The following is a 15,953-nucleotide window of genomic DNA, read 5'->3' as shown; positions in this document are numbered from 1 at the left end:
AATTGCATTACCCATTATGGAAAAACCAGCTTCTGAACCCACTAAAATAAAATTAAGTATCACGGACCAACTCGCCGTCGAACGCACACACTTGGCTAATGAACGCACCTTTCTGGCTTACTTCCGGACCAGTCTGGCACTGCTGGCGGGTGGTGTCACTATTCTCCGCCTCGATATATTGAGCAAGATAGAACACTGGGGCTTTTTCTTTCTGGGGCTTTCTCCGATTGTACTTTCCATTGGTATCTGGCGCTTCTTCTCATCCCGCAAGCGAATCAAAGAGCATACTCTAAGCTGAGTGGGTTGCTGGTAACTAAATCAGGTCATCGAGTAGTTATGGTAACAGGCGTTAATTCACTTAATCCCCTGTGGTACAATTTTTTCAGAGTTTCTACTATTCTTTCACTTAATCACTCTGAAAATGAAAAATCTACTAAATATCCTGTTCCTCCTTTTCTTCTCACTAAGCTTAACCAGCTGTGAACTGGTAGGGGACATATTTGAAGCTGGCATGTGGGTCGGGCTCATTATAGTTGCCCTGGTCATTGGTGTTTTTGTTTGGGTATTCAGGACATTCTTTGGTGGCAGAAGGCACTAACTAGTATAGGTGCGTTAGCTTTCAGGTACACCAATGAGCTTTGGGAGCGGTAGCCGCCAATAACCGATTACCTTTGTGCATGGATTACTTTAAGAAACTACTCGATTTACTGAAAACCGAGCGGGAAGAAGACCGCCGACAATACATCCAACTCATTGAGGCTACTACCATCACCGACCGCCGGGCGAGCGGCCTGGCGTGGTACCCCATAGCCATTCGTAATACGGAGATGAGCCGGGGTGACTACCTGACCGTCGAGGTGGAGCGTACCACGCATCAGGACATATCTCACCAGCTACGATTCGGGGCACCGGCGGCACTATTCTCCAACTATGATCCAAAGAAGGATCGTGTCGAGGGGACTATCTCGCACCAGAGTGGAAACAAGCTCCGCCTGACCTTACGTACAGACGAACTCCCCGACTGGACCCGTGACGGCAAACTGGGCATTGACCTGCTCTTTGACGACACCAGCTATGACGAGATGCAGAATGCCCTCAAGCAGGCTACTGTACTTACCACCAAGCCGGAAGAAGAGTTGATTCAGATCCTGATGGGAGAGAAAGCGCCTACTTTCAAGTCGGACCTACCAGCTTATAATCATCCTAAACTTAACCCATCGCAGCAGTTGGCGGTAGAAAAGATACTGGCAGCTAACGAGCTGGCTATCGTACACGGTCCTCCGGGTACGGGCAAGACTACCACGCTGGTACAGGCCATCAAAGCCCTGCACAAGCAGGAGCACAAGCAGATCCTGGTCGTTGCGCCCAGTAACACGGCCGTGGACCTGCTGAGTGAGAAGCTGTCAGATGTGGGGCTGAATGTACTGCGGGTGGGCAATCCGGCGCGGGTATCGGAGCGGCTGATGGCATTGACACTTGACAACCGCATGGCCGAACATCCGCGCATGAAGGAGATCAAAACGCTGAAAAAGCAGGCCAATGAATATAAGAACATGGCCCACAAGTACAAGCGCAGCTTCGGTAAAGCCGAGCGGGACCAGCGCAAGGCGCTATTTGACGAAGCCCACAAGATCATGAAGGAGGTGGACCAGCTGGAGCGCTACATCATGGATGACTTAATCGGCAAGGCACAGGTAATTACGGCTACGCTGGTGGGCGCCAACCACTACACCGTTCGCCACCTGACCTACCATACCGTAGTCATAGACGAGGCTGGCCAGGCACTGGAACCAGCCTGTTGGATACCCATTCTGAAGGCTCGGAAACTAGTGATGGCGGGTGACCACTTCCAGCTCTCTCCGACCATTAAATCCGTGGAAGCAGCCAAAGGGGGACTGAGTACTACCCTGCTTGAAAAGAGCGTAGTGCAGCACCCAGAGGCCGTGGTACTGCTGGAAGAACAGTACCGCATGAATGAAGCGATCATGGGCTATTCTTCCAAAGTATTTTATCAGGATAAACTGCAGGCGCATCCATCAGTGGCACGCCATACGCTTTTTCCTGACGCTGCTCCGCTGGCTTTTATAGATACGGCCGGTTGTGGATTTAATGAACAACTGGATGGTACCAGTAGTACCAATCCCGAAGAAGCGGCTTTCCTTATCCGTCATTTGTATGGTCTGGTGGAAGAATTGAACAGTGGTAAAAAGTATGATACTGATAACTTCCCCACATTTGCCATCATTTCTCCCTACTCCAAGCAGGTCGCTATCCTGAAAGAGCAACTGGAACACGCACCGGACCTGCGTCAGTACGGCGACAAAATATCAGTTAATACCATTGACAGCTTTCAGGGACAGGAGCGGGATGTGGTGTACATCAGCATGACCCGCAGCAACTCTGAGGGAGAGATCGGCTTCCTGTCAGACATCCGCCGGATGAATGTGGCTATGACCCGGGCGAAGAAAAAGCTGGTAGTGATTGGCGACAGCGCCACCTTATCATCGCTCCCCTTCTACACCGACTTCATCACCTACGCCGAACAAAGAAACGCCTACCACAGCGCCTGGGAGTTCATGAGTCTATGAGTTGAAAGTTTATGAGTGAATGAGAGAGGTGGAGTATAATTAAATTCAATAATTCTATCATTCACTCATTCACAACTACCTACTCCCCGTTCCCAGCAGCGGAGAAGTATCCGGATTGAAGCGGGACTGACGCAGAGCATCCCTCACCCGGGCGGGCAGGTACGAAAAGAACCGGACGCCGGCGGCTTGTTCGATAGCACCGGGGGTAGTTATAAAGCTTTGCCAGCTCTGATTATCAACCTGAGAAGTACGGTTGGGGAAATCTACGGCTATGACCGGTGTTTCGACTGTAATCTGTTCGCGGGTGGCCCCCTGAGGTAATACCACGATAACCTTCCAGTTACGAGCGGGTACCTGTATACGGTCTTTCAGGCTGGTCTGGTTCCCCTTGCTACCTTCACCGCCGGTTCCGTAGGTACCCGCTACGATAAAGAGTCGGCTCCCGTTCTGAACCAGGGTCCGGCAGTAGTCTTCCAGCCGCGCCCATGCCTCCCGATTAAGCTCAGGCGCCTGGGGTATAATGTTGGTCATCAGAAAGGTAGCCACATTATTGGCGTCAGAACTGGTACGATCAGCTGAAGGACACAGGTGCCCCCGGTCAAAACCCGTGTTGGTATAGTCCGAAGGTACTACTTTATACCAGCCCGCCGGTAGCTCGGGATCAGGTCGGAAGTTATCCTGACGGTCGCTGCCGCCCAGCCACTCAGGCGACAACTCCCAGGCTACCCAGTTGGCGTGTCCCTTAGCGCGGTTGTACGACAGCGCGTACTGGTTCTTGAGCATCAGGTAGTTGTTGGCCTGATTGGTATCCGCCCGGGCATCCGATGGATTGCCCATACTCAGGTGAACGCTTTTGGCCTCCGGTAGTACCGCCAGGGTTCTACATCCGACAGCTGCCCACGAAAGCAGGGCCAGGGCTAGTAACTTCTTCATGTTCGTACAATCATGGTTTTAATTCCCGCCAGTTCTCCTTCCGATCGGGCCCCGATCAGGTACGCATCCACCTCTATTTCACCCACCTCAAAGTACTGCTGACCCGTGAGCCGGTTATCGAGTATTTCTTTCAGGCGTATAAATCGCTTGGTGCGTTCGGTTTCTGTTTCGTCGTACCAGTCCTGCAGGGTAGTAACACCATCCCAAAACTTAAACGGCTCTTTCTCGACAATACGTCCTCCCGGGTCCAGGGATAAGAGTTTGACCAGTGAATCAGGGGTAAGTGGTAGTGTAACATCGGCCGCATCTACATGGATAAATTCAATGGGTTCGTCCGATTCACTCGGGTACCACAGCTCGTCCAGCAGCGGTAATAGTTCTTCTTTGAGTACCATACAGGAGATAAGTGTCGATCTTTTTAACCTAATAACCCGAATCAGGGAAACAAGTTATCACACCTGGTACAGAACAATGATAATCCGCCGCAACAGAAAGTGCCGCTCCCATGGAGCTCTGTATTCACTTCATAGCTACTTCTACTAAGGCTCGGCTCCTCTGGGACTCACTTCCACTACTTCAAGATCAATTATTCACAAGTAAATCAGTACTTCGAAAACTGCTCACTAAATAGTAGTCACTGGCGGCCGCCGCGCGGACCTTGTTACCGGTACTGACAAAGGTACGACACCGGCCCGCTGGCCTGTACTTTGAAGGAGGCGTTAGCCGGTACCTCAAAAGTTTGTCCCTGACCGTATAGCTGAAAATCCTCAGAGCCAGGAAGCTGTACATTGAGCTCGCCTTCCACGATGGTCATGATTTCATGCTGAGAGGTACCAAATTCGTATTCGCCCTCGTTAATAACACCTACTGTAGATTTGCCGGCTGCGGTCTGGTAGCCTAATGATTTTACGGAACCACCGAAGTATTCGTTTGCGCTGATCATAGATAGTAATTGGTTAAAATTTAAGAGCCCGAAATAACTACTTTCCAGCTGTATTACCTCCCGACCAAGTACCTTATTCTAAAAAAACTGGAGAAAACGGAACCGGCAAAAAAGAGCAGGTAAGTGTAGAACAGTAGCCTCTCTGGCACCACCTATGCTTACCTGCTCTGAAAAGGGTAGCTTACTTATTTTTAACAATCTTATAGTGGCTTACTTTGCCCTTATACTGGCTACTCAAAATAAAGGTACCAGCGGGCAGGGGTGAGATTTCCAGTTCCTTTAGAATGCCCGGCTCCGACAGGTACCGCAACACAACGCCCCGGGCATCCGTAATCCGCACTGTTTCGTAAGGGACGGGTTCCGAGAAATACACTTTTCCATTGGTTACTGGATTCGGGTAAAGTGCTACAAGTTCTTTAGTATGTACCTCCTCCTCTTCTAAAGCCGCAACACGGGCAGTGGTGGGAGCTGCATCTGGGCTGAGGATAATCTCCATATCAAATATAGCATCTGAACTTGTTAAACTATTTTGGTGCAACTCTACCGCAATGGTACTTCTGTAGTATGGACGAAAGTAGGTACCATCATTAGGGATAATTATAGTATTCCATTGACGTTCTTCAGCCGCATTCTTTGCAAGAGTTGAATTTGTTATAGTCCCGGTAGGCATGTTCGGATCCCGAGGCAACACCTCCTTTCCATTTACATAGATGAGTATGCCGTCATCCCGCTTATAGTTGATGATAATTGACTTATGGAGAGAGCTATACCATCCTTGCGAGTCGAGTACTTTCCGGAAATAGTAGGTAGTCCAGCGATTGTTGCATGAGCCAGTCATGCAATCAGAATCGACATAGGCCTTATCTGAGTTGACACTATAACAACCCAGTTCTGCCTCGCAGGATGGAATTACCCAACGCTCTCCATCTGACTGGTTAGGGGAGAATCCTAATGGAGCAATTCCTGTTGGCCACTTTGCATATTGATCGTACACATCTGGATAAGTAATTCCGCCGTTAACATATTCGCCTCCTTTCCAACTGAATAGTACGTCCTCATTAGCGGGTTCAGATCCTCTGGCGAAGTAGCTCCACTTTTCACCAGCTGATAGTACTACCTTTGTACCCTGCGGATTTACTCCATTGACCTGTCCCCCGATACCTCCTCCACCGGCCAGTTTACTTATCACAAACTCCCCATAATAAGGCTCATTGTTATAGGTGTAGTAGAAGACTTTATCACCAAAGCCGCTTTTCCACTTAAATTCTGAAAGCGTAGCCTGATAATCATCTATTGATCTTGTGGAGCCAAAATTGTGTACAAAGCCATCGTAAAGCCAAATTCCATTTTTTGAAGGAGTTGTTGCCGCAGGTAACGTGTTGTGACTGCCACTTTGAGGGTCAATGGTATAGGCTGTATTAAGGCTATTTATTTTGTAGAATTTAAGATTCTCATGGTATACCTGATCATAACTATTGTCGTCAGGGTTGTGCCGTACCGTATTCAGATCATCCTGTGTATAATAATGACGGACAACGACCTGCTGGTTTCCGGTCAGTTCAGGAGCAGGTTTTACAGTCCAGTACCTATTCATGACGCGCCATCCAGAACTGAATGATCGGGTCCGGTCACCATGTACGTAGTTGTCGGGGTAGAAAGCACCTACGTTGGTCGGTCCCCGTGCTCCTCCCAGTTTTACCTCAAACGGTGCTACACCGGCTTTTCCTATGTTGATTCCATATTTCTTGATGGATAAAAGCAGATTTCCGTTATTATCCGTGTAGTGGGTGAAGCTGTTAACGTCGTTCACATTTTCGGTACACTCGCAGGTCGCGGTGCGGGTAGTACCATCGCTATAAGGTATCGTAAAGCTTTCCAGGTCTTTGTAAATCACAAACTGGTCCAGGACCTGCCCACTGGTGCCGATATAGCGGGCGATCAATTTCTTATTTTCCACCTCTATGTACATGGACCCTCCCTGGTTGGTCCGGACTGCAATCGTTTTATCCTCACAATAAGCCTCTGTTGGGCAAACTATTGATTGGTCCCAGCTATCCGTATTGCCCCAGGGCTTTCCGCCTGCCCCTGCCACCGCGTACACAATGCCTTCATTCTGGGTGGCTGCACTGGTTTTGTAGTAAAAGCAGGAATTGGTCGAGCCGTCGTACTTACCACTGCCGCGGGCATTGCTACCAATTGCCGGCAGGTGGGTGGCTGCGTTGAATGTCGTAGACACATCATAATGGTCTCTCATGAGCCGAGTACGCTGGTAATCATGGCTGTGGCCGGCCAGCACCAGGTCTACCTTGTATTTGTCCAGCAGGGGGACCAGATTTTTCCGGACAGGAATCAAATCAATAGAAGTATTGGAATCATGAGACCCACCCGAGTAAGGAGGCATGTGGGTATATACAATGATCCAGTTGATGGCAGGATTAGCCTGTGCCTTTTTTAAGTCGCGCTCGAGCCACTTGTATTGTCGGGTATGAGCAGCAAGTCTGGTGTATTCATCATCCCCTTTTTTCTCTAACCCATAGGTATCCAGGCTGATAAAGTGGATGTTGCTGTAATCATAGGAGTAGTATTCTTCCGTACCAGAAGGCTCTCCTCCTCCTTCTCCATTGGTGAAGTTAGTTACTACGTCATAGTAATGAATCTTTTTCTGTACCCTGATAATTGAATCTCTTGTGATAGTATGGTGCAACCCATTATTATAATCACCATCGTAGTAATCATGGTTACCAGGTGTACCATAAAAAGGCGTTTGACGAAATATCCAGTCGTACCGGCCTCTTACTTTGTCAAAAATTTTGTCCTGATACTGTTCTTTCCTTCCTTGTTCATACGCATTGTCACCCAGCCACAGCCACATATCCATGGGTCCGGTTTGTTGGCTAGCCATGTAGTTCTTCATGCCCTGTATGACATTATCCTGCCAGGTATTGTGCTCGTTAGCTCCGTAAGCACCAAAGTCACCCAGCACCCACATCTTCGTCTTTTTTTTCACGCCCGGCGCTGGTGGCGTCCTAAAAAAATGATCCGGTGATTTTTCCAGAATCAGTGTCCCGGCCGTTGGATTGGCATTGTCATATGCTGTACCTATGTAGTAACGGTACTGCCAATCTACCCTCAGGTCGTTCAGCGTGATCTTGTGTTCAGTAGTGGCGGAGGTTTCATCCACAACAGGCGTTCCTACTACTCCACCCAGTAATTCATACTCGGGCTCAGAGGAGTAAGCCACCCGCCCAATAGTGGGAATATTGGTACTCCAGCAGATGGTGACGGAAGCGCGAACAAAATTAGGATTACCGGGAGCAGAATACGAATAGGCCATTTGCAGATATGGCCCGCGGGTTATTTCAGGTGTCTGCGCAGCCACTTTTAGTGACATAAGTAAGCAGACGTACAGAAGCGGTACAGATGTTTTCATAGTAGTCTGTAGTTATAGGATGGAAAAAGTACCGGCTTGAAGCGAAAAATGAGAGGCAGAAAACTTGGTAAAAATTACATATTTCTTTTGAAACATAAAAGCAAATTTTGATATATTTACACCATATCACACTGAAGTTCAGCTAGTTAATTCTTACTAGCTATTAGTATGCTTTCGCTCTCACTTTCCAGGGTCTTTCTGAAGGTGAGTAGGGGTTCCTATACCTGCACCAGTCAATCAATGACTGTATTACTTCCCGTTTTGCTTCCCAATTTTAACCTAACTTTCAGATGAAAAAATTATTACGCATTGCCTTCACTATGCTTAGTATAGTAGTGGCACTCATGGCTATACCGGTAGCCTGTAAAGGCCCACAGGGAGATGTAGGTCCGCAGGGCCCCGCTGGTCCACAGGGAACGCAGGGTACACAGGGGCCAGCCGGACCGGCGGGTACTGCCAATCTTATGGCTTCGAACTGGATGAGGGTTCCTGACTCGGTATGGATCAGTAATCAGGATTCAACCTACTACGTAGTGAGCCGTGAAGATGCAACTATTACGCAGGCAGTACTGGACAGGGGGCTGGTAATGGCCTACTACCGTAACGCCGGCCGCGACAACGTGGTGTTTTCCCTGCCTACAGTTAATGAAGAGATGTCGCTGGGGTACTTTATGCAGGTCAATGGCGGCCGGAGCACGATCAACTTCGATTTAACGTTCTTTCAGCCGCGCCGTCAGCCGATTGACTTTGACCTGGAGTTCCGGTGGATCGTGATTCCTCCCAACACGACTACAGGTAGGCTCAAAAGCGTAGACTGGAAGGACTACCAGGCGGTTCGGCGGGAACTGGGGTTAACTGACTGATGCAGGGGTACCTGTCGAACGGTAAGAGGTATATGTACTGCCAGAAAAGGCATACCTTGGCTGTACACATACCTGCCCAAGGGCTACCTAGTTGCTTTTTGGCCTATGTGTATGTACCCCAATTTTCAGACAATAATTTCCTGTAGTTCTTCTTTTTTCAACAGCGAATCTTTCCACTACTCGGCATCAGGCAGCGGCAATGTCCAGATACGTTTAAAAGGGATTTCATTACTCATTTCCCCGACTTTCATAGTTGCGGTATCGGGGGTAGGGTCAACGGCTTTGGCGGCGGGAATTTCTTTGGGTTTGAGGTATCGTTGGTAAAAACACCAACGACAGCAAAAAAGGTATATGCACAGCCATACTCAACAAGTGCAGGCACGCTGTATATATACTCAATCGATTACTGGGGCAGAAAGATGGTAAAAGTAGCTCCCTCACCCATCTGACTACTGGCGGTGATAGCGCCGCCGTGATTGGTCACTACCCTTTCACAAATAGCGAGCCCTATACCGGTTCCGGCAAACTCACTCCGGCCGTGGAGCCTTTGAAATAACTGGAAAATGCGATTCAGGTACTTTTCGTCAAAGCCGATACCATTATCCTGTACATCAATCCGGTGGTACATAGCTGCCTGACGACACGGAGTCACCCTATTAGGTAGCTGATCTGCGGGTACTTCACTGGCCCTTATGGAAACAAAGGGCTTCGTGTGGCTATGCCTGAACTTAAGTGCATTGTTTAGTAAGTTCTGAAAGAGCTGCCCCAGTTGTGAAGCATCTCCCTCGATGGTAGGCAGAGCATCCACATGCACGGTACCCTCGCTTTCCTCAATAAGCACTTCCAGATCCACCAGCACGGAACCAACTACTTTCGTAAGCGAAACAGCAACATGACCTTTACTTTGAGAAGAGACATACGAGAAATTCAGTAGGTCCTGAATCAGTGCCGACATACGGTGAGCCGCATGCTGCATCCGTTCCAGGTACATCAGTTCATCCCCTGTTTTCGTAGTAAAACGAGTTTTAAGAAGGTCGCCAAACTGCTGAATCTTCCGAAGAGGTTCCTGTAGATCATGCGAGGCGACGTAAGCAAATGTCTGCAGGTGTTCGTTAGATCGGATGAGAAAACTATTTGCCTCGGTTAGTTGCCTGTTGGCTTCAGCCAGTTCGCGGGTCCGCTCCTGTACCTGTTGCATCAGGGCCAGCTCCTGCTTACGCTGCTCGGTTACATCCTGCACCGTACCTATCGCCCTGCTTGGTTTCCCATCGGGGCTAAAATATGCTCGCCCCTGCGCCTTCAGGACCCGCTCCCGGCCCAACGGACCAGGGTCTACTGTGAACTCGACCTCCTGAGAGCCTGGCAGACCGGGCACAGTTACGCGACGTACTGCCGCATTTACCAGGGACCGGTCGGTTTCGCGAATGGGCGCTAAGGCGCGCTCTTTGGTAATGGTTTCGCCCGGCCGGATACCAAACCACCCTCTAAGCCGATCTGAGAATTCCAGCAATCCACTAGATAAATTAAGTTGCCAGGTACCTAGTTCGGCCAGTTCTATGGCGCCATGGAATAGTTCCTGAGCTTCCTGCACCTGTTGCTGAGCCAATACCTCCTTCGTTACATCCACGGCCATATCCATAATGGCATAGACCTCACCAGATGCATTAAAGAGAGGTTTGTACGTAAAATTATAGTAGTATATACCCACTACACCGTCCACTTCCAGCGCAGCTCTGGCATTCCTGGCTTCATAGGTCTGACCAGTCGTATATACATCATCCAGAATCCCCAGGAAGGGTTGACCTTCCAGCTCCGGAACGGCCTCTTTGAGTGGCTTTCCGATTACGGAGTGGCCTTTCCCCCAATAGTTGAGCATCATTTCGTTGGCCACCAGCACAGTCATATCCCGCCCCACAAACAGACAGGTAGCCACGGGCGCTTCCTCTACTATACTGCGAAACCGGGCTTCGCTCTCGGCCAGCCGCTGGCGGGCCAGTACCTGCTCGGTTACATCCTGGCAGAGTACTGTAATCCCACTTATTGTACCGTTCAGCTCCCGGTAAGGCTGGTAGATCAGGTTCAGGAAACCTACCTTCTGGCCTGTACCTACATGGACAGAGAAGAGTTGATCGTACAGGTAAAGCGGCTCCCCCGTAAACATTACACTCTTAATTATAGCCCGAAAAGGTTCTTCTGCTTCGGGTATTACGTCAAAAATAGGCTTACTCAGAAGTTCATCCACCTGCCGGCCGATCAGTTGGGCATACGAGTCATTCACGACCTCTACCCGCATTTCCTCTCCAATCAACACCACCGTACCTACTGATGTCTCCTGCACCAGGTTCTGAAGGCGTTGTTCCGAGAACTGCAGCTGCCTGAATTGCTGTATCTTTTGGGTTGTTTCGGTACATATTCCCAGTACTCCTCCCACCTGCCCCGACTCATCCTTAACCGGACTGTACCCAAACGTCCAGTAGACATCCTCCATATGGCCATTGCGGTAGATAGGTATGAGCTGGTCTTCGCTCCAGGTAGCTTCTCCCCCGGCCAGTACCTGATCAATGAGGGGTTTGATGACCAGCCATATTTCAGGCCAGCAGTCTTCGCCACGCTGCCCTAGGGCCGTTGGGTGCTTGCCTTCGTTACCCAGGCTGGGGCGGTAGGCATCGTTATAAAACTGGATCAGTTCCGAGCCCCACCACAGAAACATGGGGTGCCTTGAATTGAGAATGATACTAATGGTAGTACGTAAACTAGAAGGCCATTGATCAGGAGTGCCGAGCGGGGTAGCAGACCAGTCATGCTGCCGGGTGAGTTGTCCCATCTCTCCCCCACCATCCATAAAATTATATTCCGCGGTTTTATTTTTAGCTTTCATCATACAGGCTTTATCATTACCGTGGGCATTACAAATAAATAAAGAGGAGTGGTAGGTATCATGGCTAAACAGGCACTAGTACATCCTACCCGACAGCCTTAGCACTGGCATCAGTACCTACAGGTCACAGGTTCGATGGCTGGGGAAAGGCTGATCATTAGTTTGACGCTAAAACGCAGTTGAATAATCAATTACGAATCCCCTTAACTAGTTAAGCCTTCCGGGGAAGCGATTGTTTCATATCAACTATACAAATTTAAATAGTACGTAACCCTGGCTCCTATTTTGGGTTTCTATACTGAAACCATTGCCACTTCTCCCATGACCCCTGAAACCCTGTACTTCAAAGACGACGGCAGCATCCCCAACAGCTCGCTTCCCCTGCTACTGTACCGCAATGCCTTTGCTGAACGAAATGAGGAAGGCGCGGCCTGGCTGGAAAAAACCTTCGCGGCCAATAACTGGACCAACTCCTGGCGGAATGGCGTGTATGACTTTCACCACTACCACAGTACCACCCACGAAGTACTGGGCTTGTACCAGGGTTCAGCGCAGCTGCACCTGGGTGGTGAAGGGGGCGAAGTGTTGGAAGTACAGGCGGGCGATGTAATCGTGATCCCGGCCGGTGTTGGGCATAAGAATATAAAGTGTGAGGACCTGAGTATTGTGGGGGCTTATCCCGAGGGTCGTGACTGGGATCTGATGAAGGGTGAACCGGGCGAACGTCCCAAGGCCGATGATACCATCGCAGCCCTACCCGTACCTGCCACTGATCCGCTGTTCGGGAAAGAGGAAGGACTAACCAAAATATGGAAGTAGCTACCTGATAGTCTGTCGGCACAACGGTAGGCCGTGAGGCCTGCCTGTTATAACTATTTAGGTACCTTGCACGTTGAAAATAGTCAGCCTGACAGGATTGTCCCAACAGGATGTCCTGACAGGATTTTATCACTAAAGAAGAGTTATTATGAGCAATAGATTCACCTATTATGGCAAGGTACTGGCCGTACCCGTCATTACTGTATTAACCCTAACACATTGTGCCAAACCCAGCAATACCATGAGTACCTCAAGTACCAGTACCACCTCTACAACACAATCAGCTACTACCACTCAGAATCCACTGCTGGCCGAATGGAAAGGGCCGTATGGTGGCGTTCCTCCTTTTGATCAGGTCAAAGTCTCTGACTTCAAGCCAACCCTGGAGGCGGGCATGGAAGAAAACCTGGCCGACATCGAGCGTATAGCCACCAATAAGCAGGCGCCCACTTTTGAAAACACCATAGCTGCCCTGGAGCGGGCCGGCCAGACTCTCGACCGGGTACAGACAGTATACGGAGTCTGGAGTTCGACGATGAATAGCCCGGAGTTTCAGGCGGTGCAGCGGGAAATGGCTCCGCGTATGGCGGCTTTTTCTGATAAAATAACGCAGAACAAGGCTCTTTTCAATCGGATAGAAGCGGTTTATAATTCACCCCAAAAGAAAGACCTTACGCCGGAGCAGCAGCGCCTGGCCTGGGTGTACTACAATAACTTCGTACGGTCCGGCGCCAAACTGGACGATGCAGCCAAGGCACGTTTGTCAGAGATCAACCAGAAACTGGCGGGACTATTTACCCAGTTTAGCCAGAATGTACTCGCCGACGAAACCGACCAGGTACTGGTGATTGAGAACGAGGCCGATCTGGCCGGACTCCCCCAGTCGCTCCGGCAGGCTGCGGATGCGGCAGCCGAGTCACGCAAAAAGCCCAATGCCTGGGTCATCACTAATACGCGCTCATCGGTAGATCCTTTCCTGACTTACGCGGACAACCGGCAACTGCGCGAAAAAGCGTGGCGGATGTTTGTAAACCGGGGCGATAATGGCGGGCAGCAGGACAACAACGCCATTATTACCGAAATACTACAGCTCCGGGCCGAGCGGGCCAAGCTGCTGGGCTACCCTACCCACGCCCACTGGCGGCTCGACAATACCATGGCCAAAACACCGGAGCGTGCTCTGGAACTGATGGAAGCCGTATGGAAACCGGCCGTAGCGCGGGTACGTGAGGAAGTAGCCGATATGCAGGCACTCGCTAACAAAGAGGGAGCTAACATCAAGATAGAGCCCTGGGACTACCGCTACTACTCCGAGAAGGTCCGTAAAGACAAGTACGATCTGGATCAGAACGAGGTAAAGCAGTATCTGCAACTGGACAAGCTCCGGGAGGGGATGTTCTGGGTAGCCGGTGAGTTGTTTGGATTTAACTTCAAGCCCGTAACAAATGTACCAGTGTACCATCCGGATGTAAAGGTGTGGGAAGTAACCAATAGAGAAACCGGCAAGCACGTAGGCCTATGGTACTTTGATCCTTACGCCCGGCCGGGCAAGCGCTCGGGAGCCTGGATGAACGCCTACCGCCGGCAGCAGCGCCTGGATGGTGACGAAACGACCATCGTATCCAACAACTCTAACTTTGTGAAGGGCAAAGAAGGCGAACCGGTACTGATATCGTGGGATGATGCCACTACGCTGTTCCATGAATTTGGGCATGCGCTGCACGGACTTTCGTCCAATGTTACCTACCCATCACTGGCCGGTACGGCCGTGGTTCGCGACTACGTGGAGTTCCCCTCGCAGCTACTCGAGCACTGGTTATCGACACCGGAGGTACTACAGCGCTTCGCGGTACATTACCAAACCGGTAAGCCTATACCTAAGGAGCTGGTCGAGCGGATCGAGCGGGCTTCTACCTTCAACCAGGGCTTTGCTACAACGGAATACCTGTCCAGTGCGCTGGTAGATATGAAGCTGCACCTGGCGGGCGATAAAAAGATAGATCCGGACCAGTTTGAGCGGGAAACCCTGACGGCACTGGGGATGCCTAACGAATTGGTGATGCGTCACCGTACGCCGCAGTTCCTGCACATATTCAGCAGTGACAGCTACTCGGCCGGCTATTACAGCTATCTGTGGTCGGATGTACTGACAGCCGATGCCTTTGGTGCTTTTACGGAAGCCGGTGGCCCTTACGATAAGGAGGTAGCAGAGGGGCTACGAAAGCATGTGTTCTCCATTGGTAATACCATCGATCCGGCGGAAGGATACCGCTCCTTCCGCGGACGCGACGCAAAAGTAGATGCACTGATGCGGAAGCGCGGCTTTCAAAAGTAAAGCAACCTATAAGAGCTGTTATTGACACCCTACTCCACGAAGGAGTAGGGTGTTTTTTGTGCCAGTTAGTAAACACATTAGGAATGACAAACCTAATATAACTATATAACTTTTCTATTGTAACATATAAGTACCAGCACCACTTCTCCATCTAAGCCAACTCTTTTTACTGACCCCACATACGGGTACTCCCGTTACTCATTCTAGTACTATATAAAGATATACGCGGTGTCATATAAAGAATATAGCCCCCTGCCCCCAAATATGCTAACTTATTATAAACCATAGCTTTACAAAGGCCGTTAAACTTAATGATTAGATAGAAGCAGTAAGAACAAGTATCGGACTATTTACTTTACTAATTGTATTATTTTAACACCAACAAAGAATAAGAAAGATCAGAAGTCCAGATAAATCAGGCTGCTACATCGGTTGCTCATCAGCAACTACTACTTGTATTATTTTAATAAATACACCCAAGCAGCCGCCTTATTCAATCTCTTGTGGAGGTTGACTGGCTCGAGATCCCTTTAAATAAAAAGCTTATGGAACTGATTCAAATATATGCAGGCAAAGTGGCTCGCAGGGGACTTAGCCGGACCATCAGGAAGTATTTTTTCGTCTATATAAATAAACACGCCCGGGTGTTCGAGTCTATTAACCGCCAACTGACACCATACGGCGACAACTGTCTGCCTCTGTTGTCTTCATCGGTAGATAAAAACATTACCCATATGACACCGACAACGATAACAGTTGAGGCAAAACAACGCCAGCTACTGGAATCTAACGGGGATAAGAACCGGTTTTCGGTACTCTACCAGCGTCATGACCAGTACCATCATATGGGCTGCGCCACCTTTCAACAGGCGCTGGCTCAACTGGAAAGTCTGACCACCGACGAGGAACGTACACCCATCGGTATCTACGATGCCAAAACGGAACTGTTTGAGTGGGAACCTGCCCGTCAGCAGGACTACAACCAGGCCAGCATCGGGGAGCAGGGAAAACAGGCCGAAGAAATCATCCGGATAGTCCAGTCGCTGCGTCGGCGCGACGTATGTTGGCAATCAGGGGACTTCACCAATCCCAGCATTTTTGCCTGATGGAAGGCTCTCTTCCTAACGATACCGATACTATACCAGATCTACTTACCTATCTAAT

General features: G+C 49.8%; 12 protein-coding genes. 7 read left to right on the top strand and 5 right to left on the bottom strand.

Features of this window, described 5'->3' with window-relative positions:
• Nucleotides 1-16: 16 nt before the first annotated feature.
• From JUB14_RS15110 to JUB14_RS15100, 3 genes are all read left to right on the top strand, one after another.
• Nucleotides 17-298 carry a YidH family protein gene (locus JUB14_RS15110; RefSeq protein ID WP_207507126.1) on the top strand — a complete coding sequence of 94 codons (282 nt, stop codon included), beginning with the start codon at nt 17-19 and terminating at the stop codon, nt 296-298.
• A 123-nt stretch (nt 299-421) separates the two neighbouring features.
• Nucleotides 422-598 carry a hypothetical protein gene (locus JUB14_RS15105; RefSeq protein WP_207507125.1) on the top strand — a complete coding sequence of 59 codons (177 nt, stop codon included), beginning with the start codon at nt 422-424 and terminating at the stop codon, nt 596-598.
• 79 nt (nt 599-677) lie between these two features.
• The gene (locus JUB14_RS15100) at nt 678-2,588 is read left to right on the top strand and encodes an AAA domain-containing protein (RefSeq protein ID WP_207507124.1); all 1,911 of its coding nucleotides are present in this window, start codon (nt 678-680) and stop codon (nt 2,586-2,588) included.
• 75 nt (nt 2,589-2,663) lie between these two features.
• Here JUB14_RS15100 and JUB14_RS15095 read toward each other — a convergent pair whose 3' ends face one another.
• The 4 genes from JUB14_RS15095 to JUB14_RS15080 all read right to left on the bottom strand — a co-directional run bounded on the left by JUB14_RS15095 (nt 2,664) and on the right by JUB14_RS15080 (nt 7,894).
• Entirely contained in the window at nt 2,664-3,521 is an 858-nt protein-coding gene (locus JUB14_RS15095; protein ID WP_207507123.1) for a DNA/RNA non-specific endonuclease, read from the bottom strand.
• Nucleotides 3,518-3,916, bottom strand: a complete 399-nt coding sequence (locus JUB14_RS15090) for a nuclease A inhibitor family protein (RefSeq protein WP_207507122.1) — start codon at nt 3,914-3,916, stop codon at nt 3,518-3,520. The genes JUB14_RS15095 and JUB14_RS15090 overlap by 4 nt, the downstream gene beginning before the upstream one ends.
• 266 nt (nt 3,917-4,182) lie before the next feature.
• The gene (gene ppnP / locus JUB14_RS15085) at nt 4,183-4,464 is read right to left on the bottom strand and encodes a pyrimidine/purine nucleoside phosphorylase (protein WP_207507121.1); all 282 of its coding nucleotides are present in this window, start codon (nt 4,462-4,464) and stop codon (nt 4,183-4,185) included.
• Nucleotides 4,465-4,645: 181 nt separating this feature from the next.
• Nucleotides 4,646-7,894: a metallophosphoesterase gene (locus JUB14_RS15080; RefSeq protein WP_207507120.1), complete on the bottom strand. Its 3,249-nt coding sequence runs from the start codon at nt 7,892-7,894 to the stop codon at nt 4,646-4,648.
• Between the two features lie 290 nt (nt 7,895-8,184).
• Between JUB14_RS15080 and JUB14_RS15075 the strand changes: the two genes are divergently transcribed.
• Nucleotides 8,185-8,757 carry a collagen-like protein gene (locus JUB14_RS15075; RefSeq protein ID WP_207507119.1) on the top strand — a complete coding sequence of 191 codons (573 nt, stop codon included), beginning with the start codon at nt 8,185-8,187 and terminating at the stop codon, nt 8,755-8,757.
• A 403-nt stretch (nt 8,758-9,160) separates the two neighbouring features.
• On the opposite strand, the gene JUB14_RS15070 is transcribed toward JUB14_RS15075, so the two are convergent.
• A complete protein-coding gene (locus tag JUB14_RS15070) occupies nt 9,161-11,638 on the bottom strand; it encodes a PAS domain-containing sensor histidine kinase (protein ID WP_229367851.1) in 2,478 nt (825 codons plus the stop codon).
• A 318-nt stretch (nt 11,639-11,956) separates the two neighbouring features.
• Between JUB14_RS15070 and JUB14_RS15065 the strand changes: the two genes are divergently transcribed.
• The 3 genes from JUB14_RS15065 (at nt 11,957) to JUB14_RS27710 (ending at nt 15,895) form a co-directional block, all read left to right on the top strand.
• A complete protein-coding gene (locus JUB14_RS15065; protein WP_207507118.1) occupies nt 11,957-12,454 on the top strand; it encodes a cupin in 498 nt (165 codons plus the stop codon).
• Between the two features lie 148 nt (nt 12,455-12,602).
• Nucleotides 12,603-14,789 (top strand): M3 family metallopeptidase, encoded by a 2,187-nt coding sequence (locus JUB14_RS15060; RefSeq protein ID WP_207507117.1) that lies wholly within the window; start codon nt 12,603-12,605, stop codon nt 14,787-14,789.
• 545 nt (nt 14,790-15,334) lie between these two features.
• The gene (locus JUB14_RS27710) at nt 15,335-15,895 is read left to right on the top strand and encodes a hypothetical protein (protein WP_229367848.1); all 561 of its coding nucleotides are present in this window, start codon (nt 15,335-15,337) and stop codon (nt 15,893-15,895) included.
• The last annotated feature ends 58 nt before the right edge of the window (nt 15,896-15,953 follow it).

Source organism: Telluribacter humicola (assembly GCF_017355935.1).
GTDB classification, from domain to species: Bacteria; Bacteroidota; Bacteroidia; order Cytophagales; family Spirosomataceae; genus Telluribacter; species Telluribacter humicola.
Note: the sequence above shows the minus strand (reverse complement) of the source record. Positions and strands in the feature narration are given on the sequence as shown.